We start from the raw sequence: 24,601 nt of genomic DNA on the forward strand, positions 1-24,601 counted from the left end.
CGGAAAATAACGAACTTGTTACCGGTATCCGTCCACGATTGCCGCGGCAATTTCTTTGTACGCCCTCCGCGTTTCCGGCTTGAGTACGTCCAGGGTGACCAGGTCGCCGTCGGCCACGCCGCGGTCGTGCGGCACGGCGATCAGTTCGCGGCAGATCCCGGACAGGTGCTCCTCGATGGCGTCCTTGTCCACCCGGGAGGACACCTCGTCCTTGTCCGTGATCACCACGATCGCGTTCCGGGCCAGGTCCTCGTACCCGTGGCTGGCCAGCCAGTGCAGGGTGCTGCGGGCCCGCTTGGCGCCGGAGACGGCGTAGCCTGCGGCGATCACCAGGTTGTCTGCCGACTGCAGGATCCCGCTCATCGCGTTGTGCGTCACGCCGGTGCCGCAGTCGGTCAGCGCCACCGAGTAGTAGCTGGAGATGAGCTTGCGGATCCGCAGGTATTCCTCGGCGGTCAGCGAGTCCGAGACCTCCGGGTCCTGCTCCCCCGCGATCAGGTGCAACCGGCCGGCGTGGTGCATATACCGGGCCAGGGCGGTGAGGGAGTCGATGGATTCGATGTTCTCCAGCAGGTCCGTGATGGTCCGCGGGCTGGACTGCTGGTAGATGCCCTCGCCCAAGGCGCGTTCCACGAGGTCGCCGGAGTCCGGGTTGGCGTCGATGGCGCACGGCGCGTCGCCGCGGTATTCGGCCAGGGTCAGGCCCACGCCCACCGTGGTGGAGGTCTTGCCGATGCCGCCCTTGAGGCTCAGGACGGCGGTGTTGTAGCTGCCTTGGAGCTGCCGGGAAATCCGGCGGCCCAGCTCGTCCTCCTGGCGCTGCTTGGGTCCGGGGCCCAGGTTCCAGGCGCCGCCGGTGAGGTTGTACAGCGCCCCGCGGAACCCGCCCACGGGCCGCGGCTTCTGTTCCTTGACGAACAGGCCGGGCGAGCTGATGAAGTCCGGCATGGGGCTTTCCGCGATTGTGTCGGCCACGGTGGGCCGGCTGCGGCGGAATGACGGAGTGTCCGACGACGGCGCTGCCGCTTCCGGAGCAACCCCGCCGGCGCGGCGGGCTGGCTCAGCCGCGGCAGGTTCGGCGGTTCCCGGCCGGGAGGTGCCCGGCACGGAGGCGATGGGTTCGGCGGGCGTCGACACCGGCGCAGCGGGCGGGGCTGCGGGTGCCGGAGGCGGGGTGCGGGTGGGGGCCGGGGCGCGGGACGGCTTGGTGGCGTCGGCTGCGGCGGCCGCCTCGGCCCAGGACGTGCGGCGCGTCACCGGCTTTCCGGCGTCGTTCTGGCTGGAAGGGGAAGGGGTTACTGCTGGCATGGTTCCTGTCCAGGCATCGTCCACTGTTCCGTCGGCACGACGAAGGTCGCGGCGTCGGCGCAGTTGCGGCTGCCCTGCATCCTCTGCTGGGGCGCCTGCATTCTGATCCGCCGGTTGTGGCATGTCTGTCCCCCCGGACGATCGGCAAACTGTTATGCAGCACTAGTTCAAACAGTAAGTCTACGGGCTATGCCGGGAGCATCCGGCCCCGGGCGGCGGGCGCCTGTTCCTTTTGGCACTGTTGCTCGCAGGGTTCCGGCGGATCATATTCACATGAGAAGGATCATGTGGTGCGTGACCGCAGCCATCATTGCCACTTTCGCTTTCGGCTGCACCTACGTCACGTTCCAGCAAATCGGACGCCGTGCGGCCAACACCGCTCCCGCGGCGGCAGCGGCGGCGCGGACGATGGGGACGGAGACGGTGACGTGGCAGCCGGAGACCGGCCTGCGGATGGCAATAGTCGCGCGGGAGGCGGCCGGCAAGGTGGTGGTGGCCGGCCAGTCGCTGGCGCCGGTGGAAGCCAGTGACCGGATGACCTTGCTGATCCTTGCCGCCGGCTGGCTGGGCAGCATGGTGGTCATTTCAGGGGCCCTCGGCGCGGCAACCTTGGTGGACCGCAGGGCAGGCAGAGTTCCTTGGCGCCGCATAGGGGAACCAGCCGGGTAAGAGTGGCAAAGATTCTTCCGCGGGCTGCATCCGGGCAGGGCATTCGGCCGGTAGTAGGGGGTGTAAGCGGAACCTCGGCCCCATCGGGGCCCCTCAATAGGAGTTGGAATGCGCAAGACACTTTCTGCAGTCGCAGGAGCAACGACGCTGCTGGCAGCACTCGCTTTCGCCACCCCCGCCCAGGCGTCCGGCTGGCACCACGACCATGACGGAACGGCCAAACTCTCCGTCCTCCACGGCGTCCCGGGCCTGACCGTGGACGTCTGGGTGGACGGCAAGCTCACCCTGGACAACTTCGCGCCGGGCACCCTGGCCGGGCCGCTGGAGGTTCCGGACGGAGACCACAAAATTGCCATCACGGGCGCCGACGCGACCAGCGCCGACAACCCGGTGATCGGCCCGGTCACCGTGGACCTCAAGGCCGGCAGGGACTACACGGCGGTGGCGCACCTGGCCGCGGACGGGACCCCCACCGCCACGCTTTTCAAGAACAGCACCAAGCCCAGCCCTGACGGCAAGGGGAAGCTGACCGTCCGGCACGTCGCCGCCGCCCCGGCCGTCGATGTCCTGGCCGGCGGGACCGCCGTCGTCAAGGGGCTCACCAACCCGAACCAGAAGACCCTCACCCTGAAGGAAGGAACCGTCTCGGCCTCGGTGGCGGCAGCGGGAACCACCACCCCGCTCATCGGCCCCGCCGACGTGAACATCGCCGAGGGCAAGAACACGATCGTGTACGCCTGGGGCAGCCTGGCCGATAACACCCTGGGCGTGGCCGTCCAGGTGGTGGACTCCGCCTCACGCGGACGCGACTGCGACTAACCCCCGCAGTCCGGCCGCACGCACCTGCAACTTGTCCCCGGCGGCGCCCGCACCCTGGCGCCGCCGGGGACAAGCACGGGGGTACCCGCCAGTGCCATGAGCCCGTAGCAGACCGTCCCGGGCAGCGGCATAATGGGGCTTCCAATCAGGCCCGTTGCCGCCCAAGGAGCATCCCGATGGAGGCTGCCGCCACCCGCGAATGGGGCCCCGGCCTCGACCCGGCGCCTGCCGGCGGGGACGAGAACGCCCTCGCGGAGGCCGTGGCCGACCGGCTGATCCTTGACGATGAACTGGAACATTTGGGAGACCCCCAACAGGCGATACTCAGGCTGGCGTTCTACGATGACTTGACCCACGATCAGATCTCGTCGCGGCTGAACCTGCCGCTCGGAACCGTCAAAAGCCATATCCGGCAGCCTGGCCCGGCTGCGCACCCGCCTGGAGGTGGAGCATGGAACACCTTGACGCGGAACTGTTGGGCCTCATGGCCCTGGGCGAGACACCGGGCACGGAGGCCGACGCACACCACCTGGACACCTGTCCGGAGTGCGCCGCAACCCTGCGGGGTTTCCGGCGGGTCACCGACATCGCCACCCTGGATACTGCGGGCATCGTGCTCGAACAACCCAGCGCCGGGACCTGGACGGCCATCCATCAGGCCTTGGGACTTTCACCGACGCTGGCAGCGGATCCCCTGGCCGGGCCCGATCCCATGGCCACGCCCGGGAGCCAGGCTGACCAGCCGGCTGCCTCGCCTGCTGAGGTGGAGACACCGTCAACGCCCGACGGCGGCAAGGTTGCCGCACCCATTCCGCTGCGGCCGGGTGCCAGGGACCGGCGCCGACCCAGGCTGTGGATGGCAACCGCCGCCGCCGGGGTCGTCCTCGGCACGGCCGCCGGCTGGACCGCTGCGGTGGTCCTGGGACAAGGGGGTACGCCGTCGCCCGGCCCCGCCCGGTCAGGTCCGGTTGCGAGGGTCCTCGCCGAAACGCCGCTGACTCCCCTGGCCGCGCATACGGGCAGCGGCGAGGCACAGATGGAACAACTGCCCGACGGGACCCGCCAACTCACCGTCCATCTCTCCGCCGAGCAGACTTCGGGGTACCGGGAGGTGTGGGTGGCCACCAGCGATCTCTCCGGGATGGTCAGCCTGGGCGTCCTCGCCAACGATACGGGCTCGTTCACCATCCCCACCGGCATCGACTTGGCCCAGTATCCGGTGGTGGACATCTCAAACCAGGCGTACAACGGAAATCCGGCACATTCGGACGACAGCGTCGCCCGTGGAAAGCTCAGTCCCAAGGCCTGAGACCGGGACATCCCGGCGACGGCGGTACTCCCCCGGCCGGGATGGATGCTTAGTGGTGTGTGAGTGCTGCCGCCACGACGGCGACGGTGAGCACCAGGAGAACAGTCAGGACAGCGTAGCCCACCCACTTGGGACGGCCTTTGTGGGGGTTGATATCGACATACGGCATGTCAGCGCTTAATACCTCGGGGTGCGGGACGGACGGGGATCCGGAGTGCGCGGCGCTTAAGCCGCAGCATCTGGTAGAGGACTGCAAAGGGGATCAACAGGGTGCCGAGCAGTGCGCCAAGCGCCATTGCGTAGTCGGAAAAAGCCACAACAGTCTCCATTGGTGATAGTGAGCCCCCGCATAGACCCAACCAGATGAAACCCAAAGTGACAAATTGCGTCAAAAACTCAAGGTTTCCTCAAGATGCACCATCCCCGGCCAGCACGAGGCCGCAGCGGCATGGAGAGTCCCGTCAAAATGTGCCGAGCCGGCATGGAACCACGCCCGGCCGCGCCCGGTGGACGCTCGACCTTGCCTTTTGCCTAGGCTGGGCTCATGAATAACTCCAAGAGAGCTACGCTCATTTGGTCGCTGGGGGCAGTTATTTGTTCACTCCTGGGCGTCTACATCGCGCTGACATCCGCTGGCACCTGGTACCTCGTACTTTCGGCCGCCATTCTTCTCCTGGCCGGCATTACCTTTGCTTCAAAAGCAATCCTGACCATTCGCACGGCTGAGAACCCCAACGCTTCATAGCCCGGTACGTCATCCACGGTCTGTGCCGGTCGTTGCCGTCATCTTTGCCTTCGCTGCCTCGGGTGCCCCCGGCTTTGGTTGTCGTAGCGGGACGTGTTGAGACCGTTTAGCCACTGAGAGGCGGAGAACTGTGCCTGTCAGCGACACCTGGAAAAAGATTCGAACGACGACCGCGTACGAAGGCTTCGTGACGGTCAACCGTCAAACTTACGAAGAGCCGAGTGGAGCCGTGACGGACTGGGACGTCATAGTCGGTCGTGATTCTGCAGCGGCCCTTGCATTCACACCTGCAGCAAGTCACGTCGTCCTTTTCGAGCAGTTCCGCGTTGGACCCGGGAAGTCACTACTCGAACTCCCCGGCGGATACCTCAATGACGCCGAGCACCCCATGGATGCGGCTCTTCGCGAGCTGCGGGAAGAAACCGGCTACTCCTCAGAATCAGCCTTCTACGCTGGTTCAGAATGGTTTGCTGCTAACTCTTCACGACGTAAGCATCTTGTGATCGCCGCCAATGCATCGGAAGAATTTGCAACGACCTGGGATGATTCTGAATCCGGCCACGTGCAGCTTCTTCCTATATCGGAACTCATGGATTTTCTTGTCAGCGGAGAACTCACCGACGCTGGACTTGCCTGCCGCGGCCTTGCGGCCCTCGCACGCAGCAATCCCGAAACCGAAGTACTCGCAGATCTGCGTGACCGCATCCTCCAACTCTTAACGGCCCCTTCGGCGCAGGGGCTCCCGGTAGGGAACGATTAACGGCCGCTGCGGATGAATGAGGTTTTGCGGATCTGGGCGATGCCGGTGATGGTGAGTGCAGCCGTTCCCAGCAGGACGAGGATCAGCAGCCCCAGAGTCGGGAGCTCATGAATGGCAAGCTGCGGGATACGGCGTGAGGGCACTGACAGAACACCCACGAACGCTCCGAGGAGGCCCAGGTAGCTGCCGGTCATGAAACTGCGGTGCGCTTTGATGTTTCCCTTACGGATGGCCAACAGTCCCGCCGTCAGCGTGCAGAACGTCAGCACGGAAAGTGCGTGGAGCCAATTGAAGCCGCCGTCTATGGTCCTGACACCAAACGACGTCAGCACCACCACATACATTGAAACAACCCAAATTCGACCAACGATCCGATGAACTCTGCCGCCCTTAGGCCGGCTCAACAGGTTCACGGCGCCGAAGATCAGTGAATAACTGGCGGCAATGGCATGAAGTGAGATCAACACGGTCCAGGACGAAGGCATAGTCCGGAGCGTAGCGGATCGCAGCACGCTCCGCAGTCCGCTCTGCCAACCGGAGGACCGCCGGACGACATTTAGGATGGGAGACAAAACCGCAGGCCACCAGGGGGTTCCGCTTTGCCTGAAGAGCAGTCCACGGACAATTCCGTGACCCGCCGCGAGGCCATGGCGGACAGGTTCAAGTCCTGGGCCCTCCCCGTGGCGGCCGCGGTGCTGGCCGTGGGATTCGGGGTGGCCAGCATCTCCAACGGGCTGGCTGACCGGAACCGGGACACCCCCGCGATGGACCAAAGCACAGCGGGCCAAGCCTCTACGGACCCAAGCCTGCCCGTCTGTGAGGTGGCGGACCGCGGCAGCCTGGTGCCGTCGTCGGGAGCGCTGTTTGGGGTGAACCTGGACCTGGCAGCCAAGCCGCTGGCCCAATACGCCACGGACCTGGGGCACAAGCCTGCCGTGAGCGTTTCCTTTGTGGACTTCCCCTACACGGACCAGGACCGTACCAACCTGCAGCAGGCCGCGGCCCAGATCCGCAACGACGGGCAGATGATGCTGCTGACCCTCGAACCCAAGACCGGCCTGTCCGCCGTCACCCCCGACGCCATCGCCGGCCTGGTCAAGGACCTGGCGAACATCAACGGCCAGGGCGTGCCGGTAATCGTCCGCTTTGGGCACGAGATGAACGGTTTCTGGTTCCCGTGGGCGCAGCAGCCGATTGAGTACCGGGCGGCCTTCACTAGGGTGGCTGACGCTGTCCATGCGGGGGCGCCGGGCTCGGCCATGATGTGGGCGCCGTCCTACGCCGGCGGCTACGCCTACCCCGGCCGCCTCAACGACGCGCAGCCCGGGACGCCGGACTTCGCGGCCCTGGACACCAACCACGACGGCGTCCTCACCATCGCGGATGACCCTTACGCCCCGTATTACCCCGGGGACGCCGCGGTGGACTGGGTGGGCCTGTCCCTCTTCCACTGGGGTGCCACATACCCGTGGGGCGCCAACGCCGTGCCGGAGGCCAACAAGTTCGCGGACCAGCTCACCGGCACCTACAACGGGACCAACGGGGACGAGCGGTCCCTGCCGGACTTTTACGGCGAGTACGCGGTGAACCACAACAAGCCGCTGGCCATCCCGGGAACGGCTGCCCTATACAACCCTGCGGTGGGTGGCGCGTCCGAGGCGGAGATCAAGCGCGCCTGGTGGGAGCAGGTGTTCGGCGCCCAGACCCACGCCCGGTTCCCGCAGCTGAAGATGATCAACTGGTTCGAGTGGGACAAGGACGAGGCCGAAGTGAACGGCCGGATCGACTGGACCGTCACCACCACCCCGGCCATCAGGGCAGCCTTCACGGCGGCACTGCCGGACTGGCTCATCTACGGCGCAGGGACCACCTGCCGTCCGGCCGGGTCGTAGCCGTGGGGAAATCTCCTGCCGGGGACGATGATTCCAGGAAAGAGAACAGGGCAGAACTGCGCCGGGCGTTCGTGCTGCCCGTTCTGATCGGGCTGGTGGCTTTGGGCGTTGCCGGATGGAACTTCGCCAATGACCTCTCCCAGCGGCAGTCGCAGTCATCCCCGGCGGCGTCCACGTGCGAGGTGGAGCCCCGCGCGTCGCTTGCCCCGGCTGACGGCGCCCTGTTGGGCGTGAACCTGGACTTCCACTCCAAGCCGCTGGCCACGTTCGCCGCGGACCTGGGCCATAAGCCGGCAGTCAGCGTGTCCTTCACCGGCTTCCCACTGACAGCCAAGGATGAGGATGACCTTGCCAAGGCCGTGGCCCAGATCCGCGCCGACGGCCACATGATGCTCCTGACCCTGGAGCCCGCCGACGGGTTGTCCAGCATTACCGACGCCACCGCCACGGCCCTGGCGAAGGACCTGGACCGGTTCAACAGGAACGGCGTCCCAGTGATTGTCCGGTTCGCCCACGAAATGAACGGCTCCTGGTACGCCTGGTCGCAGCAGCCGCTGGAGTACGTGGCCGCCTTTAAGACCCTCGCCACTGCGGTGCACACCAACGCACCGGGGTCCGCCATGATGTGGGCGCCGAACTATGGCGGCGGCTACCCGTTCGCCGGCGGCAAATATGAGGCCAAGCCGGGCACCGCGGATTTCGCCACCCTGGACACCAACCACGACGGCGTGATCACCATGGCGGACGACGCCTACGCCCCGTACTACCCGGGTGACGACGCGGTGGACTGGGTGGGGATGTCCCTGTACCACTGGGGCGCGACGTACCCGTGGGGCGAGAACGAAATCCCGGAGGCGAAGAAGTTCGCGGACCAGCTGACCGGCAACTACAACGGCGCCAACGGCGATGACAGCCTGCTGCCTGATTTCTACGGCGTGTACGGCAAGGACCACAACAAGCCCGTTGCCATCCCGGAAACCGCGGCCCTGTACAACCCGGCGGCGGGTGGTGCTTCCGAGGCGGAGATCAAGCGCGGCTGGTGGGAGCAGGTGTTCGGCGCCCAAACCCACGCGCAGTTTCCCAACCTGAAGATGATCAACTGGTTCGAGTGGGACAAGAACGAGACCGAGGTCAACGGCCGGATCGACTGGACCATCACCAACACCCCCGCCATCCGGGACGCCTTCACCGCGGCCCTGCCGGAGTGGCTGCACTACGGGTCCGGGACCACCTGCAGCCCCGCTGGGTCCTGATTCACGGCTTCCGATTCACCGCGGCAGGCTGCGCCTGCACGCCCTAAACAAACCTGCACTGCCCTTGTGAAAGCGCATTCCCTGTGTTTGAATCGTTCCATCTTCGGGATTAAGGACACATCGGCGGGCTGCGGGGCCGCCACCTTCTCCCCGGCGCAGCACACCAGCGGCCACCACTCCCGGCCCCTTGCTGGTGCCCATGGCGCTTGTGTCCTATCGCAATCGAAGCCCCAGCGGGTTCGACCCGGAGCCGTTCTTCCCGATGATTCGACATACATACAAAGGAGTAATGTGCGTGAAAAAATCGAAGCGGATAGCTGCTGCAGTTGCCGGTACCTGCGTGTTGGGGGCCTTGTTCGTCGTTGACCCCGCCAGTGCCAGTCCGGCGGACAATCCGCAGGTCCCGGACCTGTCATCACTCATGGCGGCTGCACCGGCGCCTGGAGCGCACGCCTTCTTCATTTCGCCGGCCGGCAGTGACAGCAACCCGGGCACGCAGGACGCCCCCTTCAAGACCCTGATGAAGGCGCAGTCGGCAGCGTCTGCCGGGGATATCGTCTACATCCGCGCGGGCACCTACAACCAGTTCGAGATACCCGAGACCAACAACCCGTTCGAGGACGTCTACCACTACGTCAATGACATCTACAAGAGCGGGATCACCTACGCGGCATACCCGGGAGACGCCCGGCCGGTCTTCGATTTCAGCACCGTACCCACCGATCAGCGCGTTGCCGGCTTCTACATCGAAACCGCGGTGACCGGCGTGAACTTCGTTGGATTCGATGTCACCGGCGTCAAGGTCGGCGGCCAAAAGCAGTCCGAGGCCTTCAGGATTGCCGGCGGCGCCAACTTCTTCAAGATGGCTGCCCATGACAATGAGGCCATTGGCTTCTACTACACGCTGGACGGAACGGGCGTTGTCCTGGACAGCGACTCTTACAACAACATCGGCCCCACAGCCTTGTCCGCCGGCAATACCGATGGCTTTGGCGCCCACGCAAAGGACGTGTGGTTCATCAATGACCGGGCCTGGCACAACAGCGATGACGGATACGACAGCATCACCTCAACCGGCAGGGTGGCCTACATCAACGACTGGTCCTTTGGCCATCACGGCAACCAGAACGGCGTGGGTGACCAGAACGGATTCAAAGTAGGCGGGTACGCGTACCGAACCACAGGGCTCCCGGACCCGATTCCGCTGCACACCGTCATCAACAGCCTGGGCGCCGACAACGGCGCCAACAACTTCTACGCCAACCACCAGCCGGGACAATCGGCTTATTGGATCAACAACACTGCCTACAAGCCCGGGTACGGCGCCAACTTCAACATGCTGGAGCGCGTGAGCCCAACCAGCCCGGAGAACATTCCGGGATACCGGGAGGTCCTCCACAACAACGTGGCCTTCACCGGCCCATTGACGTCAAACGACAACACCCCGGCGGACAACGAGACGAACAACTCGTGGACCATCAACGGCGGCCTCAGCGTGACGGCCGGAGACTTCGAGAGCCTGGACATGCAGCAACTGACCGCTCCCCGCAAGGCGGACGGCGGCCTCCCGGACGTCTCATTCCTGAAGCCGGTGGCCGGCAGTGCGCTGCAGCAGTACGGATTGGGCTACCTGGCTGACAAGGGCGATCCCTTTGCCACGCTGGAGAAACTGGTGACCGCCTACAGCAGCTCCGGAGACATCGACAACCAGGGCCTCCGGGACAGCCTCCTGTCCAAGCTGCAGGACCATGAGCTGGCCGCCTTTACCCAGGAGCTGAAGGCGCAGCGGCAAAAGCACATCAGTGAGTATGCCGCCGATACCCTGACCCTGGTGGCGGCCGCGCTGGCACGGTAAGGCTTCCCCGCCTGCAACCGCGGCGGGACGTTGTCCGGGGCGCGCCGTACAGATGCTTCCCGGACAACGGTTGCACCGGCCAAGGCCAGCGCAGTGGAACCCCGGCTCAGACGCGCCGGGTCAGGGGTGCAGCAGGCCGTTGACGACGGCGCCCCCGGCCTTCCGGACGGCGGCGACGGCGGGTGCCAGGACCTCGAGCAGGGGTTCCGCGGCTGCCCAGTCGCCCCGGCACATCAGCGCCTCCATGGTTTCGGCGAGCGCCGCCAGTTGCAGGGCGCCCACCATGGTGGAGGTGACTTTGAGGCTGAGCGCCCGGTCCATGGCGGTGTCCCAGTCGCCACCGCGGACAGCGTGGCACACCGACGCCAGCCGGTCCGGCAGCATCTCCAGGTAGGTGCCCAGGAACGCGTGCGCGCCGGCGGGGCTGTCCAGCTCCTCCCCCAGGTCCCTGACGTGCCGGGGGTCCAGCACAGGAAGGGTCAGCGGGTCCAGCACGGAAAGGTGCGCGCTCAAGCGGACCACCGCCCGTCGTCGTGGTACTCCTCGTCCAGGCCGTGCGGGGTCTTCTCCCACTTGTGCGGGCTGGAGAGCATCTGCCAGGCAGCCCGCCACGCGGCCACGGCGTGCAGCACCCAGTACGCCGGGTTGAGCAGCGCGAAGATGGCGATCCGCCAGCCGTGCCGCCGCCAGGTGGCGATGCCGGACACCAGGATCATCATGGCGTTGCCGAACAGCATGGACACCACCCCGCCCAGCAGCAGCCATTCGGGCAGCACCAGGCCCACGAAGTTGTAGCCCACATAGGTGACGATGGTGAAGCCGAGCACCAGCGGGTAGGCCAGGAACGCCAGCGGGGTGCCCAGGATCAGGCCCAGGAAGCCGACGGCGCCGGCCACCCCGGTGCGCTTGACGTACCGGACGGTGTTGCGGGTGTTCACGGCCGCGGTGACCATGTATCCCTTGATCCAGCGGGTGCGCTGCTTGATCCAGGCCGGCACCTGCGAGCAGGCTTCCTCCCAGGTGGTGGAGTTGATGACGCCCACCCGGTAGCCTTCGACGGCGGCGCGGAGCCCCAGGTCCGCGTCCTCGGTGACGTTCCACGGATCCCAGGCGCCCACGAGCCGCAGCAGCCGGGTGTCGAAGTGGTTGGAGGTGCCGCCCAGCGGCAGCGGGATGCCGGAGCGGTCCAGGCCCGGGAGCATGGAGTCGAACCAGTGCGTGTATTCGATGGCGAAGAGCCGGGTGAGCACGTTCTGGTCCGCGTTGAAGTAGTTCAGGGCGGCCTGCACGCAGATCAGCGGCCGCCGGCCCGGCGCCAGGTAGCGGCGTTCGAAGGCGTCCTGCCGGAACGCGTCAATGGCCGCGCGGAGCTGTCCCGGATCGGGCCGGTCCTCGGCGTCGTAAATCACCACATACTCGCCGCGCGCGAAGGTGAGGCCGTAGTTGCAGGCCCGGGGCTTGGTCTGCGGCTCGCCGCGGGGCACCACCAGGATCCGCACGTATTCGGGCGGCCGGGAACGCTTGGCGGCCTCGATGGTCTCGGTGTCGTCCTCTTCCAGCAGCACCAGCACGTCCAGCTTGGAGCGCGGATAGTCCAGCTGCCCCAGGTTGGCCAGCAGCTTGTTGATGATGTTGGCCTCGCGGAACACCGGGATCAGGATGGTGTAGACGGGCAGCTCGCCGTCCGGGATCCGCCCTGCCAGTCCGGACGGATCCCCCAACGCCCCGGTCCCTACGCCGCGCCGTTCCAGTTCCCGGGCTTGTGCCTTGGCGGCGGCCCTGTCATGCAGCGCGTCGAACGGCTGGCGGAGGCTGGCCAGGGTCTTGAAGCCGATGCTCACCAGGAACACCACGTTCACGGCGGTGAGCAGCACGATCACGGTCAGTTGCGCATCGAGGAGCAGGCCGCCCAGCAGGCAGCTGAGCAGGACGGCGGGCAGGAGCCGCTGCCACAGGTTCAGGGCGGTGCGGGCGGAGCCGTCCGGTTGTTCCTCGGCCAGGCGTTCGGCGGATTCGTAGAGCAGGTGGTTGCGGAAGGCACGCTGGATGGAGTGGTTGATGTCCCAGTCGGTGGTGGTGCGGAACACCACCTGTTCGGCCCCGGGGATGCGGAGGGCGGCGCGGCGGATCTCGTCGCTGGGTTTGACGGCGGTGGCCACGGTGAGGACGCCATCCTCCAGGTGCCAGGGCAGCCAGCCGGGCTCGGACACCTCGGTGAAGCTCAGCTGCTCCAGCAGGGCGTCGTCCGAGGGATGCTGCACCAGGTCCACCAGGGGCGCGTCCCATTGCTCGGCCAGCACCTGGTAGACGTGCCGGCGGTTCAGGCCGGTTTCCAGGATGATGTGCCGGCCCAGCAGGCCGCCTTCGGTGTTCGCGCGGTCCAAGGCGCGGTCCAGCTGCTCCGGGGTGATCAGTCCCGCCAGGAGCAGGGACTGGCCCAGCGCCACGGACTGCACGCCCACGCCGTCGTCATAGGAACCGGCGGGACCACCGGCGCGGGCGGTGGAGAGGACCGGGGCGTGCTCTGCCATCAGTTGACGGTCCTTTCGTAGATCCGGTGCGTGGGGCTGGAGAACACCACGGCGTAGCGGGCGTTGAACGTGGGGCTGGCGCTGATGGCCTGGTGCACCAGGTCCGTGAACCCGGAGTCCAGGGGCGCGTCCTCGCCTTCGACGTTCACCAGCACCCATTTGGCGTACTTGGCCGGGTCCTGCAGGGCGGGGCCAAAGTGGTCGCCGGCGGCCCGGTTGTAGATGTTGGCGAGCGGGATGCCCATCATGGGGAGCACCGCGTTCCCGCGGGCGCTTTCGTCCAGGAGGATCCCGCCGCCGTCGTAATGCTGTTTCAGCCAGCGGGCCGCGGCGAAGGAGTAGGTGTTGGAGTCGTGGGACATGCGGCCCTCGGCCAGGATGGCCAGCCGGCCGGCGGGGTCCTGCAGCCACCACGCGTTTTGCCCGGCCAGGGCCAGCAGCAGGCCGGCAACAATCCAGGAACGGGTACGACGGCGGCGGGTCACCTGGTGCACGAAGGCCGCGACCAGGACGGCGGCGAGGGGCAGTGCGGTGAGGGCGAAGCGGTTGTTCCACCAGGTGCTGGGGAGGGAGTGGTCGTTGTTGATGGCGGTCTGGCCCAGGTAGAGGCTGAGCAGGGCGAAGGCGTAGGCGCTGCCGGTGACGGCCACCAGCAGGGTGCTGGTGGCCAGGCCGCGCCGGTACACCACCACCAGGGCACCGCACGCCGCGGCAGCCAGCACTGAGATGCCCAGGGTTTCGAGCAGGGACCAGTGGAACGTCCAGAGGGTCAGGCCCAGGTTGCCCTTGGTGGGGAGCAGGCCGCCGTCGGTAATGTTTTTCTGCTGGGCGTAGGCGGAGTACTGGCCGAACATGAATTCCAGCGGGTTGCCGTAGATGGCCCAGTTGTAGGAGAGCCACCAGAGCACGGCAGCGGCGGGGACCATGGCGTAGGCGGCGGCCATCTTGGTGGCCTCGCGCCATTGGCGGGAACGGCGCAGCTCGGTGACCAGGACGAACAGGGTGCCGGTGAGCACCAGGGCCCAGCCTTCGTAGCGGGAGAGCACGGCGGCGCCGGAAGGTATCCCGGCGAACACGGCGAGCTCGCCGGCACTCATACGGCGTCGGCTGGTGGCCCAGTGCGCCAAGCCTGCCATGCCGGCCACCAGGCACATAAGCAGCACGGGTTCGGTGAGGGCTGTGGTGTAGGTGTAGAGGATGGCGGGGTTGGCCAGGAGCACCAGTACCGCGGCCAGCCGGCCGGTGCGCCCGTAGCCCAGGCGGGCACAGATCCGGTACAGCCCGGAGGCGGTGGCGGCCAGGGCGATGATGCCCAGCGCGCAGGCGCCCCAGCCGCTGCTGAACATCCAGAGGTTGATGATGAACGGCATGAGCAGCAGGTGCGGCATGGGCAGCCACACGGTGCCGAGCTGTTCGAACCCGGGGGCTTTGCTGTCGAATACGCGCCGGGCGATGGTGAGGTGGCTTTGCGCGTCCGAGTAATCCAGGTTGCTGCCCTGGCCGGTGGTGTAGAGGCACGCCAAGAGTCCGACGGCGGCCGCCACCACCGCGATGGTGGCCGTGCCCGGGATGCGGCGCCCGGCAGCCGGGGAGCCCAGGGCGGTCCAGGTGCGGCGCAGCCACGGGGTCCGCTCCCCCGCAGCCGGCCTGGCCGGGGTGTCCGTCAGGGGCGCGGGGGCCGCCTGCAGGTCACTGGCCACGGGCGGTGTCCGCGGCGGCCTGTTCCAGGGCGTCGGCGTGGGCGCGGGCGGCGCGGCGGTGGCGACGGCGGAGCAGGACCCGGGTGCCCGCGGCCAGGATGAGCGCGGCGGCCGCGGCGGCGAGCCAGAGTGCCAGCGGCCGGAACCCGTCGGTGACTTCGGCCTGCGGGGTGATGGCGTTGGTTTCCAGCAGCACGGGGTTGCCGGTGGTCTGGGTGACCAGGAGGTTGCGGGACAGCGAGCTCCAGCCGCCGGGCTGCTGTTGGACGTAGCTGGCCAGGCTGGCCTGCAGGGTTCCCGGAGTGTCGGTTGCCGCGGACGTGCCGCCGGTGGTGTCCGGGGCCCAGCCGCCCAGGAGCAGGAGGTTGCGGCCGTTGTGTTCGTAGGCTTCCAGGGCGCCGTAGGGGGCGGTGGTGCCCACGCCGTATTCGATGTCCTTGCTGGAGACCGTGCGGAACCCGGCGAGCCGGAGCGGGGCGCCGGCCTGTTCGGCGGTGGCGGGGGTGGCGCCCACCAGGAGGCCGGAGTCGCTGGAGTCCAGCAGGGCGGCGGGGGTGGTGAGGCGGACGTCCAGGAGGGCGTCGTTGTCGCGTTGGAGGGAGAACGCCAGCGTGGCGGCGTTGACGGTGTTTTCCTGGGCGGTAGCGCCGGCGTCGAACGCGATGGGGAGGGTGGTGCCCAGGACCTGGGGGAAGCGGGCGAAGCCGGGCTTGATGGAGTGGCCGCGCTGGGCGGTGAGTTTGCTGCCGGTGGTGTCCACGGTCAGTTCCATGGGGAGTAGGCCCGCCGGGCCGGAGCAGTCGCCGCCGGCGGGGAGGGCGGTGAGGCGCAGGCGGAGCCCGTTGCGGGACTGGATGTGGCCGGCGGGGACGTCCGCGGCGATGTCGAAGGTGTCGCCGTTGAGGGTTTGGGAGCTGAGCAGGTAGTCATTCCAGTAGACGGAGAGTGCGGCATGCCCGCCGGTGGGGATGGCGGTGTGGGTGCCGCGGAGCTGGAGGCTGATGGCGGAGACGGGGCCGCCGAACTGGGACTGGTTGACGCCCAGGTAGGTTTCCTGGGTTCCGTAGCCGGCCAGCCGGATGGCCTGGGCGCCCAGGTCCGTGAAGGTTTGTTCGGGTCCGGCGGCGGCGGGGACAGTGGCGGTCATGCCGGTGACGGTGGCGCCGTCCGCCAGGGCGGATTTGGTGTCTGCCAGGGCGCGGGCGGCGGTGCGGAGGCCCTCACCGGTGCCGCTGATGGTCAGGGCGGGGCGGCCGGCCTGGGTGCCGAGCGTGGTGCTGGGGTCGCCGTCCGTGCTGCTGATGGTGATGATGCGGGAGCCGGCGGGGAGGGCGGCGGCCTGGGCGTCCATGTCCTGCGGCGGCACGAGCTTGAGTGCGGCGTCCGGGTAGCGGTGGGCCATGGCGGCGGAGGCGGCGAGGATGGCGGCGGAGAGGTCCGTGGCGGGTTCGGCCGGGACGGGAATGAGGATGGCGGGCACGGAGGGGGCCAGGAATTCGGCCACGGTGGTGGGCGCGGTTTCGGTGCCCTGGGTGGTGAGGCTGAGGCTGCTGAGCGTGGCGGTGGACTGGGTGGCGGTGCAGACGTCCCGGACGGCGGGGGTGTATTCGAGGGCCAGGACCAGCTGGTGGTCGGTGAGGTCCGCCGCGCTGACGGGGGCGTCCAGGGCGATGGTTCCCTTGGCGGGTGCTTCGAGGAGGGTCCTGCCCTGGGCGCTGACGCGGATGGTGCCGGTGGTGGGCTGGCCGGTGACGGCGATGCTGCCGGTGATGCGGGCGGGCTGCAGGCCGGGGGCCACCGGGACGGCGAGCTGCTGGCCGGATTGGCCGGGCATGGCCGAGACGGAGCCCAGGCTGGCGTTGGCGGTGGCCGGGTTGGTGTGGGTGGCGGCGACGCGTTCCGCGGGTGCTGCGGCGGGAGCGGCCGCTGCGGCAGTGGCGGCCTGGAATGGGACGGCGGCAAGCAGGGCGCAGGTGAGAACAACGCTCCCTGCCCGGAGACGTGAGAGCATGCCTCCACCTTGGCGGGGCGAACTCAATTTACCCTGCGGTCTACCCTCAAGGTTGACTCAAGAATGGGTGTTGGTGCAGGTCAGGGGTGATTTTTGGCTCTGTGTGCCGGTGGCGCGGTTAGCGCTCCACCGCCATCAGGACCACCCCGATGGTGGCGATTGCCAAAGCGGCCAGTGCCGCGTAGGAGAGGTACCGCAGCCTGCGCTGCCGCGCATCCCGCTTGTAATAGCGAACGTCGTAACTTCCCCCGTGCCGGCTCATGCGCTGACCATAAGCAGCAAACCTCAAGGTTCCCTGAGAACTCCCGTTTGTTACGAGGCCTCGTGGCCGTTGCGCCAGTTCTCCTGGAGCCGTTTGATGAACCACCGGGACTGCTCGGGCCCGTACGGTAAGACGGGAATGGCCGTGGTGGCGTCGTTGGGGGTGTCGCGCTGAATTTGGGAGGTGACATCATCGTCCCACCAGGCACCTACAAAATTGGGATGCTCACGCCGGTCTCCAATAGCACCGTTCATGGCATACGGGGCCTGTCGTCGCTTCGTTTTCAGGGTACTGGCGCCTCTCAGAATGTTCGGCTGAAGCTCGACGGCGTAAGCAGCGTGACCATCCGTGACATGGACCTTGGCGAGGACACCATTACTGGCCGCACGGGTGTCTACGATGTGATCAGTGGGCAGGACGCCACGGACATCCAAATTGAGAACGTTGATTCAACACCGAAGGCTACTGCCGGAACACCACGATCACCGGCAACATCCTCGGACGGCAGACACCAGGACAGCCCGGCTCGGGCGTTGCCCTCATCGGCATCATCGGAGCAACGGTCACGGGGAAAATCATCGAGGATGCGGCACTCAGCGGCATCCGTAACAGAATTCTTCAACGTTAGCGATGGTGACGCAATCGGCGGGAACATCGTCATCGCTGCGAACGGGATCAAGAACGCAGGTACCTATTCAGGAGCGCCCCTAACCGGGGCGCGAACAGACGATATCAGCGTTTACAACCAACGCAATGTCCGTGTTGCGGACAACTTGATCGACAAGACAGTTTCGGGCGGCATTGTGGTCGGCGAGTCACACGGGCCGGTAACGTTGGCTACTCCGTAAACGCCGCTGAAGAATCGGGCAATTACCTGCGGCTCTGGACCGAGCCCCTGTTGAGTGACGGAACTTCTCTCCCTTACGTCCATCTGCATCAGACGACTCTCGTGAACAACACGTCACGGTCATCCGGTACGGCGGGTATCTTCGTTTCCGGAAGCGCAGCGAGGTACATTTCCGAGGCGCGGGTGACCGGGAACCACATCTATCAGGCCAACCGGAACGCTGCGGCCGGCGTCACGGCTTTCAGCGTCCTCTTCGTGGACAAGTCACTCATGAGGCACAACTACGTAGTGCCCCCTCCCCCGGGGCTACCTTGACGAATTACGCCACGTCCGGCACCAATTCGGTTATCGCCGACAACCCTGGCGTTGCCTTCACGTACATCTCCACTAAGAAGCACCCCTTCCAAGGCGCGTCGCCAACAACCGGGACGTGGGAACTTGCGGACGTGGCATGGAACCAAAACCCGCAGGCCGGCACTCCGCTGCGTGGGTTTGCTCCACTTCAGGGACTATGGGCACCCTAAATGCCGGTGCCACGACGGGCTGCATAAACAGCGGCTCAACGTCATTGGTGGCGCCATCCGTCACAGGCCTCGCGAGCGGCGCCTGCATAACTATCGCAGGCGTTACGGGCGAGAAGAAGGTCATTCGTGTCGCAGGGACGACGCTAACCCCTGACTCGGCAGCAGACACAATGGTAAGCGGTGCCACAATCGCTTCTTCCGCCGCGACGTTCAGGCCAACAGCAAACCTCTAGGCCCTATGCGGGCGGCAGCAGAGCCGCCCGCATAGGTTCAACCAGGGTCGTTGCATAGGTGTTTGTAACATGCAGCAGGTCAAGGCGGACCGGCGCGTTGCCGATAAATGCGGGACACACGCCACGGTCGGAGCAGAACCACGATAAATCCGGATATGTTCGAAGGGTTCGCACCCGAGCGACTACTAGCGGCTTCCGCGCAACCGACGATCTGTCCGGGAGAGGACTGTCGTTGAATTAGATACTTCACGACTCTCGGCTAGTTTCGCCACGCGCCTCCTGTAGGCGTCTGATGAACCACCGGGACTGCTCGGGGCCGTAGGGCAGAACGGGGATGGCTTTCGTAGCGTCGTTGGGGGTGTCCCGGATGGACTGGCGGGCCTGGCGGACGGCCGTGGTCATGGTGTTGGCCATGGTTTTGACGAACTGGTCGCTGCAGGGTATTCCGTGGCCCGGGATCAGGAATTCGTAGCGGTGCCGGAGGGCTGAGATGTGGCGGAGAGCATCAGCCCATTCCTCAGGGTAGGAGTCCTCGAAGGAAGGGTGGGCGCCGTGTTCCACTAGGTCGCCCACAAAGAGCGTGCTGGGCGTTCCTACCAGCAGGTCTCCGTCGGTGTGGCCCCGTCCCAGGTAGAACAGCGTTGCCGTGAGGCCGCCGAGGTCTACCAGAACCGGCTGGTCCTTGACGATGGCATTGGGAACCACAAGCTCCACGTTCTCACCCTCACCTGCGGCCATCTCAGGCTCCAGGGTTCCAACATGACGGCGCTGTACGTCGCCGCGCTGGTCGACCTCGGTGGCACAGTTCTGGTGAGCCCAGAATTCGGTGACGCCAGCCTCGGCGAAGACGGCGTTGCCGAAGAAGTGGTCGTAATGGGCGTGGCTGTTGACCACCACGAGCGGAAGATCAGTCTTTTCCCTGACGGCGTCCAGAATTACGCGCCCCTGTCGTGGGCCACAGCCGGTATCGATGACCATGGCGCGTTCAGAACCGACGATCAGGCCTGTGTTCAGCAGGGATCCTTCAGTGACCAGTACATAGTTTCCCGTGCCGACCTTGAGCCATTCCGACATTGTTCTCCGTACCTCCGTCAAAGTGTTCGTTCGTCTTGGTGACTGATTGTATCCAGTGGGCACGGCCAGTCCTGCAAGCCAGGGACGTCGCCATGGACTGGTGCACCAGCACCACCGAGATGGCGTCCTTGTTGTTCTGCACAAACAAAATGACGGGCAAGTGGAAGAGACGGCGGCGAAGTTCAGGGCTTCGTGGAAGTAGTGTAGTCGCCTTCGCTCGTGGCGCTGTCTTCGCACATGTCCAGCACCACGGTGTCCTCGCTACCGAATTGGGCGGCGTGGGCCACGCCACCCGCGTGCAATAGCTGGGTGGTCGGCGTCGTGCAATGGATGCCCACCCTGCACTTCGAGAGATTTCAGCCCTGCAGCATCAGGACGCCCAGCTTGGACCGTGGTTGGCCGAGCCGGCCAACGTTGCTAAGCACCTTGCTGATGCTGTTGGCCTCACGAAACACCGGCACCAGACTCGGGGGAAAATTCATCCGCAATTCCATCAAGCAGCCGACAGTTGTCCCGGAAGATACGTCCTCTACCGCGCACAGATATAGTTTTCCCTCGCCCCGGGAGCTCGGTGACGTCAGTAAGCCAAGCCGGTTCGGGGCCGCAGTGCTGAAGTCCAGCTACCAGTATCCGACCGTCGAGTCGTCTGCGTGGATGTCCATGGCGGCGCTGACCAGATGCGTGATGGGAGCTCAGGACTCTTCTGCTCACCTAGCAACGGCCGCACTAGGGCGCGGGCCCGAGGAAGGGGCGGCATGTGCCCACGCCATTTCCAATGAGCTAGCACCGAGTTGGCAAACTTAGATTACATCCATTGGAGATCGCACTTGAGGCCAGCTGCCGGTGGGTCGTCCGTTACGTCACAACGTCACCCGCCACAGAAGATGACGCACCGCCTATATGCTTTCCGAATGGCGCAAAATAGAGAATTCATGACGGCACCACCCTGGGGTCAACGCCTGATTGGTATTGATGGGCTTCGCGGCCTTGCAGCAGTGATGGTCGTCATCACACACACAAATCAAAGGCTTGCGCCTGACGCCGGCCCTCATTGGCTCGGGTCTCTTGTGAATTTTGGAGGTCAGGGCCTCACGCTGTTTTTTGCACTCTCTGGGTTCCTGCTTTACCGACCGTTTGCAAGTGCGATCGTCACCGGAAGCCCCTCACCCTCTTTGCGTAACTACTTCTGGAATAGGGCGCTGCGTATTTTTCCCGCTTACGTAGTCATCTTCCTTTTCGTCGCACTTGTTGCGGGAGTTGCGTACCTGAGACCGGCCGCCTTGGGCGAAAGCTCCGTTAGTGGTACCCAGCCCGTTGGTTATATGACGGATCCTTTCCTCCTGATAAGCAACGCTCTTGCACTACAGACTCTTTTCCCGGAGGCGATAAAGACTGGCATACCTGCTGCGTGGTCACTGACGGTGGAACTGGCGTTCTACGCCGTTATGCCCCTCTTGGCGGTCATCGTCCTCAAGTTGCGGACACGGAGTAGGCGAACTTCGATATGGCATGCATCAATACCCATCATCGCGATGATTGTCATCGGGTTGACGGGTAAAATTTGGTACCGTCTAATCGCAAGACCCAGCACTAGTGATGAGGCCTATTGGCTTGAATGGGGCGGGAACTGGACTGCCGTTCTCGCAAGAAGCTTTCTTTACCACGCCGACCTGTTTGCATGGGGAATGCTGGCCTCACTTCTCTTTTGCTTGTATAGGTCAAGCGCGATAGCTGCTGGCCGCTTGCAGCTTCTGCGCTGGGGAGCACTTATTCTCGGATGTCTCTCTGCTGTAGCGGGCTGGGCTTTGAGCTACTCGAACTCGGGTTTCGCAGTACTGTCAGCAGCCGTAATCCTTTTCGTCGCCATTCCAGCAGGAAGGCACGGCACTGGAAGGCTGGCGACGATTTTTGAGTCGCCCCCCTTTAAGCAAATGGGCGAAATCTCCTACAGTGCTTATCTCTGGCACGTACCCGTAATTTTGCTCATGCAACGCCTTGGATTAGTACTTCCGGACACTGTTGCAGGTTGGATCGGTAACACGATGATTGTTCTTATCGTAACTGGCGCACTCTCAACGCTGACGTACATGCTCGTCGAGCGACCTCCTATGGCACTTAAGAAGCGACTTGATTCTGCACGAATTGAAGCTATGAAAGCGCAAGCCTAGTGATAGGCCCAGGAGGTTGCCGGGCTTAGGCAAACCACTTCCTGCAACATATCGTCTACGCGACCACTTCTTGCCGGAATAGGCAGCAAGTCTTACTGGCAGAAATATGGCTTACTGCTGGCCAGCCGGGTTTCATGATCAGCGACGAACCCCTCAGCTAGGCGCAAGCAGCAAGCGCCGGTCGAATTGCCGGCGGCGCATAGCAATGTCCGGTTTTTGATGCCCGTCGATACCCCATACGCAACAGCCGCTGAACCCCATGGTAGGTGCCCCGAGACTTCTTCACAGCGGACGTGGTCATCTGCAACGGTCGAAGGCGTGGCGTTCGACCGCCGCAATGCGACGGCTAGGCATCAGCTTGTGGCAGCCCGGTCCGTGCGAAGAGTTTACCTGGACCACGAGCTCGATGTTGCAAACCTAACCCGGGGTCTTGCCCGGTTCAACCGCACTGGCCCGGCACGGCAAATCAGGGGCGTTCACCAGGGCCCACGACGCCCTGCGGGCGAACTACCCCTCCCCCGTATCAACGGCGACCGTGGATCCTGCAGTTTCCCTGTGCAGCGGACGACCGGTCGCCGGCCGCGTCGTCGGCAGGAACACCGGAACAAGCGGTTCCCGGGAAAGGGACCGACCATTGGAAAGGGCGGCCGCTCTGCTATTGCCACACTTGGTTGAACGGACCACCTGCTTCATCAGCCTCGTGCACTTGGCCGGTAACCGCGGAGCTGAATACCTGCGCGATCACCGACCGAAGCGATGAGACCACTCCCAGCCCACCGAAGCGACTACGCGAAATAATGCGATAGCAGACCCCATGGAGCACCTGACTGGACTGTCCTCACCACCGACCGAACCATAAGTCGCTGCAACGACCGCTCTCCTCCGCCGCGCCCGAAATGGCTCACTTTTCGACCAGCGCTGACGGGTCGCCGCCACGGACCAACCATGCCGCCGGCTGCGGCTGCAATTGCCGGGGCGGTCTCGGACTCGCGGCCCCTCAACGATGCGTAGTCGCAAATGGCCTGCAAGTCGTCTCCGGGGCCTCCCGAATCGCGGATTTCAACCGTGACACATCAGTTAAGAGTCCGCTTTCGCGAACACGTCATGAGGTTTAGGAACTCTACGAGTTAGAAATCTTAGTCGATGGAAATTGGGTTGCCGGCCTGTCATCGGCTACAGGCGCCTCATTGAGTCCCCGACTTCTCAACCTCGATGCTCGCCGACGGTCTTCCTGCCGCACAACCGGATTTCTGCTCGGCTCATCATGGCTGTAGTAACCGTAAGAGTACGCGTCCGGCCCCTTGACTGGAAGTCGGTTCAGAACTACCCCAAGCAGCTTTGCCCCAACCATTTCCAATGCCTTTAGGGACTTATGCAAATCCTGTTGCCTAAGCTTGTGTGAGCCCACAACGACAACAACTCCACCAACGTGCTGTGAAAGAACCGCGGCGTCCGTAACTGGCAACAAGGGAGGTGCATCAATTACGACGGCGTCAAACGTCCTTTCGAGCCGCCCTAAGAGTTCGTTCATCTCGCTCGAACCCAACAGTTCGCTAGGATTCGGAGGTATCTGACCCGAGGTCAGAACGAAGAGATTGTCTTGGCCCCAGGGCTGCAGTAACTCATTCACATCCGCAGCTCCCATAAGCGCTGTCGTCAGGCCAGCGTTACGCTCAAGACCGAGGTAGTCGCCGACCGCAGGACGCCGCAAATCAGCGTCTATCAGGCAGACCGACTCTCCGGCCTCAGCGAGAGCAATGGCAAGGTTCGTCGCCGTCGTACTCTTCCCCTCACCTGGAAGCGAGGATGTTACCAACACACTCCGCGTCTCACCTGACACGTTGGTGAAGCGTAGGTTGGTCCTGAGCTGCCTAAAAGACTCAGCCCGAGGACTTTGAGGAGCAGACTGGGTCAACAGCGGTGACTTCACGGCCTCTTGATCAAAAGCTATTCCACCCAAGAGCGGCGCGTCTGTGACTTCGCGCAAGTCCGATTCGCCTCTTAGTCGACTGTCTAGCTTGGACAGCATCAAAGCAAGGGCACACCCCAGTGCTAAACCAGCACCTAATCCAAGCAGCAAGTTCATCTTTGTATTCGGTGCCGTTGGCGTGACTGGCGCAACCGCTGGAGATATGACTGAGAGGCTGACTGGAGAACTTCCCCCGGTTTTTGGCTTTTCTAAAATATCCACTACCTTTACCAGACTGTCTGCCACCGCCTGGGAGATAGCTGCCGCCTGAGCTGGAGAAGTGTCTGTCACAGAAATATTTATCAGGACTGTGTTGAGTTCCGTCGAGGCTCTAACCTGGTTCCCCAACTCGGCCGGGGTTACTTTCAACCCGAGACTATCGATCGCGGGCTGGAGTACCACAGGACTTCCCACGGTCTTAACATAGGATTGAACCCGAGCTTGGCTGAACGTATTTCCCTGTTGAAGTTCGGACACGCTGCCAGAACTTTGTATAGCAACGAATAGCTGGGTGGTTGCGGTGTAAGTCGGCCTGACGACGATGGCTGCAAGACCCCCTACCATTGGTCCGATTAGAGCAGCCGCCGCAACCAACAGCCAATAGCGGCGAAGGATGCGCAGATAGTCGCGTAGGTCCAAACCGGGCCCCCCTGTGTATGTGACTGGAGCGGC

The 24,601-nt window shown here is 64.7% G+C and carries 21 protein-coding genes and 3 pseudogenes; 11 read left to right on the forward strand and 13 right to left on the reverse strand.

Annotation, left to right across the window (positions count from 1 at the left end; translation table 11 throughout):
* Nucleotides 1–18: 18 nt before the first annotated feature.
* Complete coding sequence (locus tag DFO47_RS01680; RefSeq protein ID WP_018760651.1) at nt 19–1,308, reverse strand: MinD/ParA family protein; 1,290 nt, start codon at nt 1,306–1,308, stop codon at nt 19–21.
* Between the two features lie 294 nt (nt 1,309–1,602).
* Between DFO47_RS01680 and DFO47_RS01685 the strand changes: the two genes are divergently transcribed.
* The 4 genes and pseudogenes from DFO47_RS01685 to DFO47_RS01700 all read left to right on the forward strand — a co-directional run bounded on the left by DFO47_RS01685 (nt 1,603) and on the right by DFO47_RS01700 (nt 4,105).
* Nucleotides 1,603–1,977 (forward strand): hypothetical protein, encoded by a 375-nt coding sequence (locus tag DFO47_RS01685; protein ID WP_133830441.1) that lies wholly within the window; start codon nt 1,603–1,605, stop codon nt 1,975–1,977.
* A 108-nt stretch (nt 1,978–2,085) separates the two neighbouring features.
* A complete protein-coding gene (locus tag DFO47_RS01690) occupies nt 2,086–2,796 on the forward strand; it encodes a DUF4397 domain-containing protein (protein WP_133830442.1) in 711 nt (236 codons plus the stop codon).
* A 254-nt stretch (nt 2,797–3,050) separates the two neighbouring features.
* A pseudogene (locus DFO47_RS01695) lies at nt 3,051–3,261 on the forward strand (sigma-70 family RNA polymerase sigma factor); the annotation flags it as partial.
* Nucleotides 3,248–4,105, forward strand: a complete 858-nt coding sequence (locus DFO47_RS01700; RefSeq protein ID WP_133830443.1) for an anti-sigma factor — start codon at nt 3,248–3,250, stop codon at nt 4,103–4,105. The pseudogene DFO47_RS01695 and the gene DFO47_RS01700, both read left to right, overlap by 14 nt.
* Nucleotides 4,106–4,275: 170 nt before the next feature.
* Here the strand turns inward: DFO47_RS01700 and DFO47_RS21040 are convergent, their stop codons facing one another.
* Entirely contained in the window at nt 4,276–4,422 is a 147-nt protein-coding gene (locus DFO47_RS21040; RefSeq protein WP_166651652.1) for a hypothetical protein, read from the reverse strand.
* Nucleotides 4,423–4,649: 227 nt separating this feature from the next.
* Between DFO47_RS21040 and DFO47_RS01705 the strand changes: the two genes are divergently transcribed.
* Nucleotides 4,650–4,850: a hypothetical protein gene (locus tag DFO47_RS01705; protein WP_133830444.1), complete on the forward strand. Its 201-nt coding sequence runs from the start codon at nt 4,650–4,652 to the stop codon at nt 4,848–4,850.
* Between the two features lie 130 nt (nt 4,851–4,980).
* Nucleotides 4,981–5,610 (forward strand): NUDIX hydrolase, encoded by a 630-nt coding sequence (locus DFO47_RS01710; RefSeq protein WP_133830445.1) that lies wholly within the window; start codon nt 4,981–4,983, stop codon nt 5,608–5,610.
* Here DFO47_RS01710 and DFO47_RS01715 read toward each other — a convergent pair.
* The gene (locus tag DFO47_RS01715) at nt 5,607–6,095 is read right to left on the reverse strand and encodes a DUF2306 domain-containing protein (protein ID WP_133830446.1); all 489 of its coding nucleotides are present in this window, start codon (nt 6,093–6,095) and stop codon (nt 5,607–5,609) included. The two genes, DFO47_RS01710 and DFO47_RS01715, sit on opposite strands and share 4 nt — an antisense overlap.
* Before the next feature lie 114 nt (nt 6,096–6,209).
* Here DFO47_RS01715 and DFO47_RS01720 point away from each other — a divergent pair, with 114 nt between their 5' ends.
* The 3 genes from DFO47_RS01720 to DFO47_RS01730 all read left to right on the forward strand — a co-directional run bounded on the left by DFO47_RS01720 (nt 6,210) and on the right by DFO47_RS01730 (nt 10,610).
* Nucleotides 6,210–7,502, forward strand: a complete 1,293-nt coding sequence (locus tag DFO47_RS01720; RefSeq protein WP_133830447.1) for a glycosyl hydrolase — start codon at nt 6,210–6,212, stop codon at nt 7,500–7,502.
* Between the two features lie 2 nt (nt 7,503–7,504).
* Nucleotides 7,505–8,755 (forward strand): glycosyl hydrolase, encoded by a 1,251-nt coding sequence (locus DFO47_RS01725; protein WP_243835297.1) that lies wholly within the window; start codon nt 7,505–7,507, stop codon nt 8,753–8,755.
* 295 nt (nt 8,756–9,050) lie between these two features.
* Nucleotides 9,051–10,610 carry a DUF1565 domain-containing protein gene (locus DFO47_RS01730; protein ID WP_208294354.1) on the forward strand — a complete coding sequence of 520 codons (1,560 nt, stop codon included), beginning with the start codon at nt 9,051–9,053 and terminating at the stop codon, nt 10,608–10,610.
* Nucleotides 10,611–10,730: 120 nt separating this feature from the next.
* Here DFO47_RS01730 and DFO47_RS01735 read toward each other — a convergent pair whose 3' ends face one another.
* The 6 genes and pseudogenes from DFO47_RS01735 to DFO47_RS21260 all read right to left on the reverse strand — a co-directional run.
* On the reverse strand, nt 10,731–11,132 hold the full coding sequence (locus tag DFO47_RS01735) for an Hpt domain-containing protein (RefSeq protein WP_133830449.1): 402 nt from the start codon (nt 11,130–11,132) through the stop codon (nt 10,731–10,733).
* Nucleotides 11,120–13,141, reverse strand: coding sequence for a glycosyltransferase (locus tag DFO47_RS01740; protein ID WP_133830450.1), 2,022 nt, complete (start codon nt 13,139–13,141; stop codon nt 11,120–11,122). The genes DFO47_RS01735 and DFO47_RS01740 overlap by 13 nt, the downstream gene beginning before the upstream one ends.
* Entirely contained in the window at nt 13,141–14,841 is a 1,701-nt protein-coding gene (locus DFO47_RS01745) for a glycosyltransferase family 39 protein (RefSeq protein ID WP_133830451.1), read from the reverse strand. Before DFO47_RS01745 ends, DFO47_RS01740 begins: the two co-directional genes overlap by 1 nt.
* Nucleotides 14,831–16,852: a hypothetical protein gene (locus tag DFO47_RS21420; RefSeq protein WP_133830452.1), complete on the reverse strand. Its 2,022-nt coding sequence runs from the start codon at nt 16,850–16,852 to the stop codon at nt 14,831–14,833. The genes DFO47_RS01745 and DFO47_RS21420 overlap by 11 nt, the downstream gene beginning before the upstream one ends.
* Nucleotides 16,853–16,970: 118 nt before the next feature.
* Nucleotides 16,971–17,114, reverse strand: coding sequence for a hypothetical protein (locus DFO47_RS21045; protein ID WP_166651653.1), 144 nt, complete (start codon nt 17,112–17,114; stop codon nt 16,971–16,973).
* A gap of 50 nt (nt 17,115–17,164) precedes the next feature.
* Nucleotides 17,165–17,284, reverse strand: a pseudogene (locus DFO47_RS21260) (MBL fold metallo-hydrolase); the annotation flags it as partial.
* A gap of 51 nt (nt 17,285–17,335) precedes the next feature.
* Between DFO47_RS21260 and DFO47_RS01760 the strand changes: the two are divergent.
* On the forward strand, nt 17,336–17,962 hold the full coding sequence (locus DFO47_RS01760; protein ID WP_166651649.1) for a hypothetical protein: 627 nt from the start codon (nt 17,336–17,338) through the stop codon (nt 17,960–17,962).
* Nucleotides 17,963–18,964: 1,002 nt separating this feature from the next.
* Here the strand turns inward: DFO47_RS01760 and DFO47_RS01765 are convergent.
* The 3 genes and pseudogenes from DFO47_RS01765 to DFO47_RS21425 all read right to left on the reverse strand — a co-directional run bounded on the left by DFO47_RS01765 (nt 18,965) and on the right by DFO47_RS21425 (nt 20,274).
* Nucleotides 18,965–19,792: an MBL fold metallo-hydrolase gene (locus DFO47_RS01765; RefSeq protein WP_133830454.1), complete on the reverse strand. Its 828-nt coding sequence runs from the start codon at nt 19,790–19,792 to the stop codon at nt 18,965–18,967.
* Between the two features lie 79 nt (nt 19,793–19,871).
* Nucleotides 19,872–20,139, reverse strand: a pseudogene (locus tag DFO47_RS21265) (thiamine pyrophosphate-dependent enzyme); the annotation flags it as partial.
* A 9-nt stretch (nt 20,140–20,148) separates the two neighbouring features.
* Entirely contained in the window at nt 20,149–20,274 is a 126-nt protein-coding gene (locus tag DFO47_RS21425) for a hypothetical protein (protein WP_279586686.1), read from the reverse strand.
* Nucleotides 20,275–20,703: 429 nt separating this feature from the next.
* Between DFO47_RS21425 and DFO47_RS01775 the strand changes: the two genes are divergently transcribed.
* On the forward strand, nt 20,704–21,960 hold the full coding sequence (locus tag DFO47_RS01775; protein WP_166651654.1) for an acyltransferase: 1,257 nt from the start codon (nt 20,704–20,706) through the stop codon (nt 21,958–21,960).
* Nucleotides 21,961–23,080: 1,120 nt separating this feature from the next.
* Here the strand turns inward: DFO47_RS01775 and DFO47_RS01780 are convergent.
* Nucleotides 23,081–24,568, reverse strand: coding sequence for a polysaccharide biosynthesis tyrosine autokinase (locus DFO47_RS01780; protein WP_133830456.1), 1,488 nt, complete (start codon nt 24,566–24,568; stop codon nt 23,081–23,083).
* Nucleotides 24,569–24,601: the final 33 nt, after the last annotated feature.

The sequence above is a fragment of the Arthrobacter sp. AG258 genome (assembly GCF_004364695.1).
Lineage (GTDB): Bacteria > Actinomycetota > Actinomycetes > Actinomycetales > Micrococcaceae > Arthrobacter.

Bases quoted from the DNA above. Each gene is read 5' to 3' on its own strand.
- DFO47_RS01700 (WP_133830443.1), top strand. From the start codon at position 3,248: ATGGAACACCTTGACGCGGAACTGTTGGGCCTCATGGCCCTGGGCGAG.
- DFO47_RS01760 (WP_166651649.1), top strand. From the start codon at position 17,336: ATGCTCACGCCGGTCTCCAATAGCACCGTTCATGGCATACGGGGCCTG.
- DFO47_RS01765 (WP_133830454.1), bottom strand. From the start codon at position 19,792: ATGTCGGAATGGCTCAAGGTCGGCACGGGAAACTATGTACTGGTCACT.
- DFO47_RS01775 (WP_166651654.1), top strand. From the start codon at position 20,704: ATGGCGCAAAATAGAGAATTCATGACGGCACCACCCTGGGGTCAACGC.
- DFO47_RS01680 (WP_018760651.1), bottom strand. From the start codon at position 1,308: ATGCCAGCAGTAACCCCTTCCCCTTCCAGCCAGAACGACGCCGGAAAG.
- DFO47_RS01715 (WP_133830446.1), bottom strand. From the start codon at position 6,095: ATGCCTTCGTCCTGGACCGTGTTGATCTCACTTCATGCCATTGCCGCC.
- DFO47_RS01705 (WP_133830444.1), top strand. From the start codon at position 4,650: ATGAATAACTCCAAGAGAGCTACGCTCATTTGGTCGCTGGGGGCAGTT.
- DFO47_RS21045 (WP_166651653.1), bottom strand. From the start codon at position 17,114: ATGAGCCGGCACGGGGGAAGTTACGACGTTCGCTATTACAAGCGGGAT.
- DFO47_RS01690 (WP_133830442.1), top strand. From the start codon at position 2,086: ATGCGCAAGACACTTTCTGCAGTCGCAGGAGCAACGACGCTGCTGGCA.
- DFO47_RS21420 (WP_133830452.1), bottom strand. From the start codon at position 16,852: ATGCTCTCACGTCTCCGGGCAGGGAGCGTTGTTCTCACCTGCGCCCTG.
- DFO47_RS21425 (WP_279586686.1), bottom strand. From the start codon at position 20,274: ATGAATTTTCCCCCGAGTCTGGTGCCGGTGTTTCGTGAGGCCAACAGC.
- DFO47_RS01740 (WP_133830450.1), bottom strand. From the start codon at position 13,141: ATGGCAGAGCACGCCCCGGTCCTCTCCACCGCCCGCGCCGGTGGTCCC.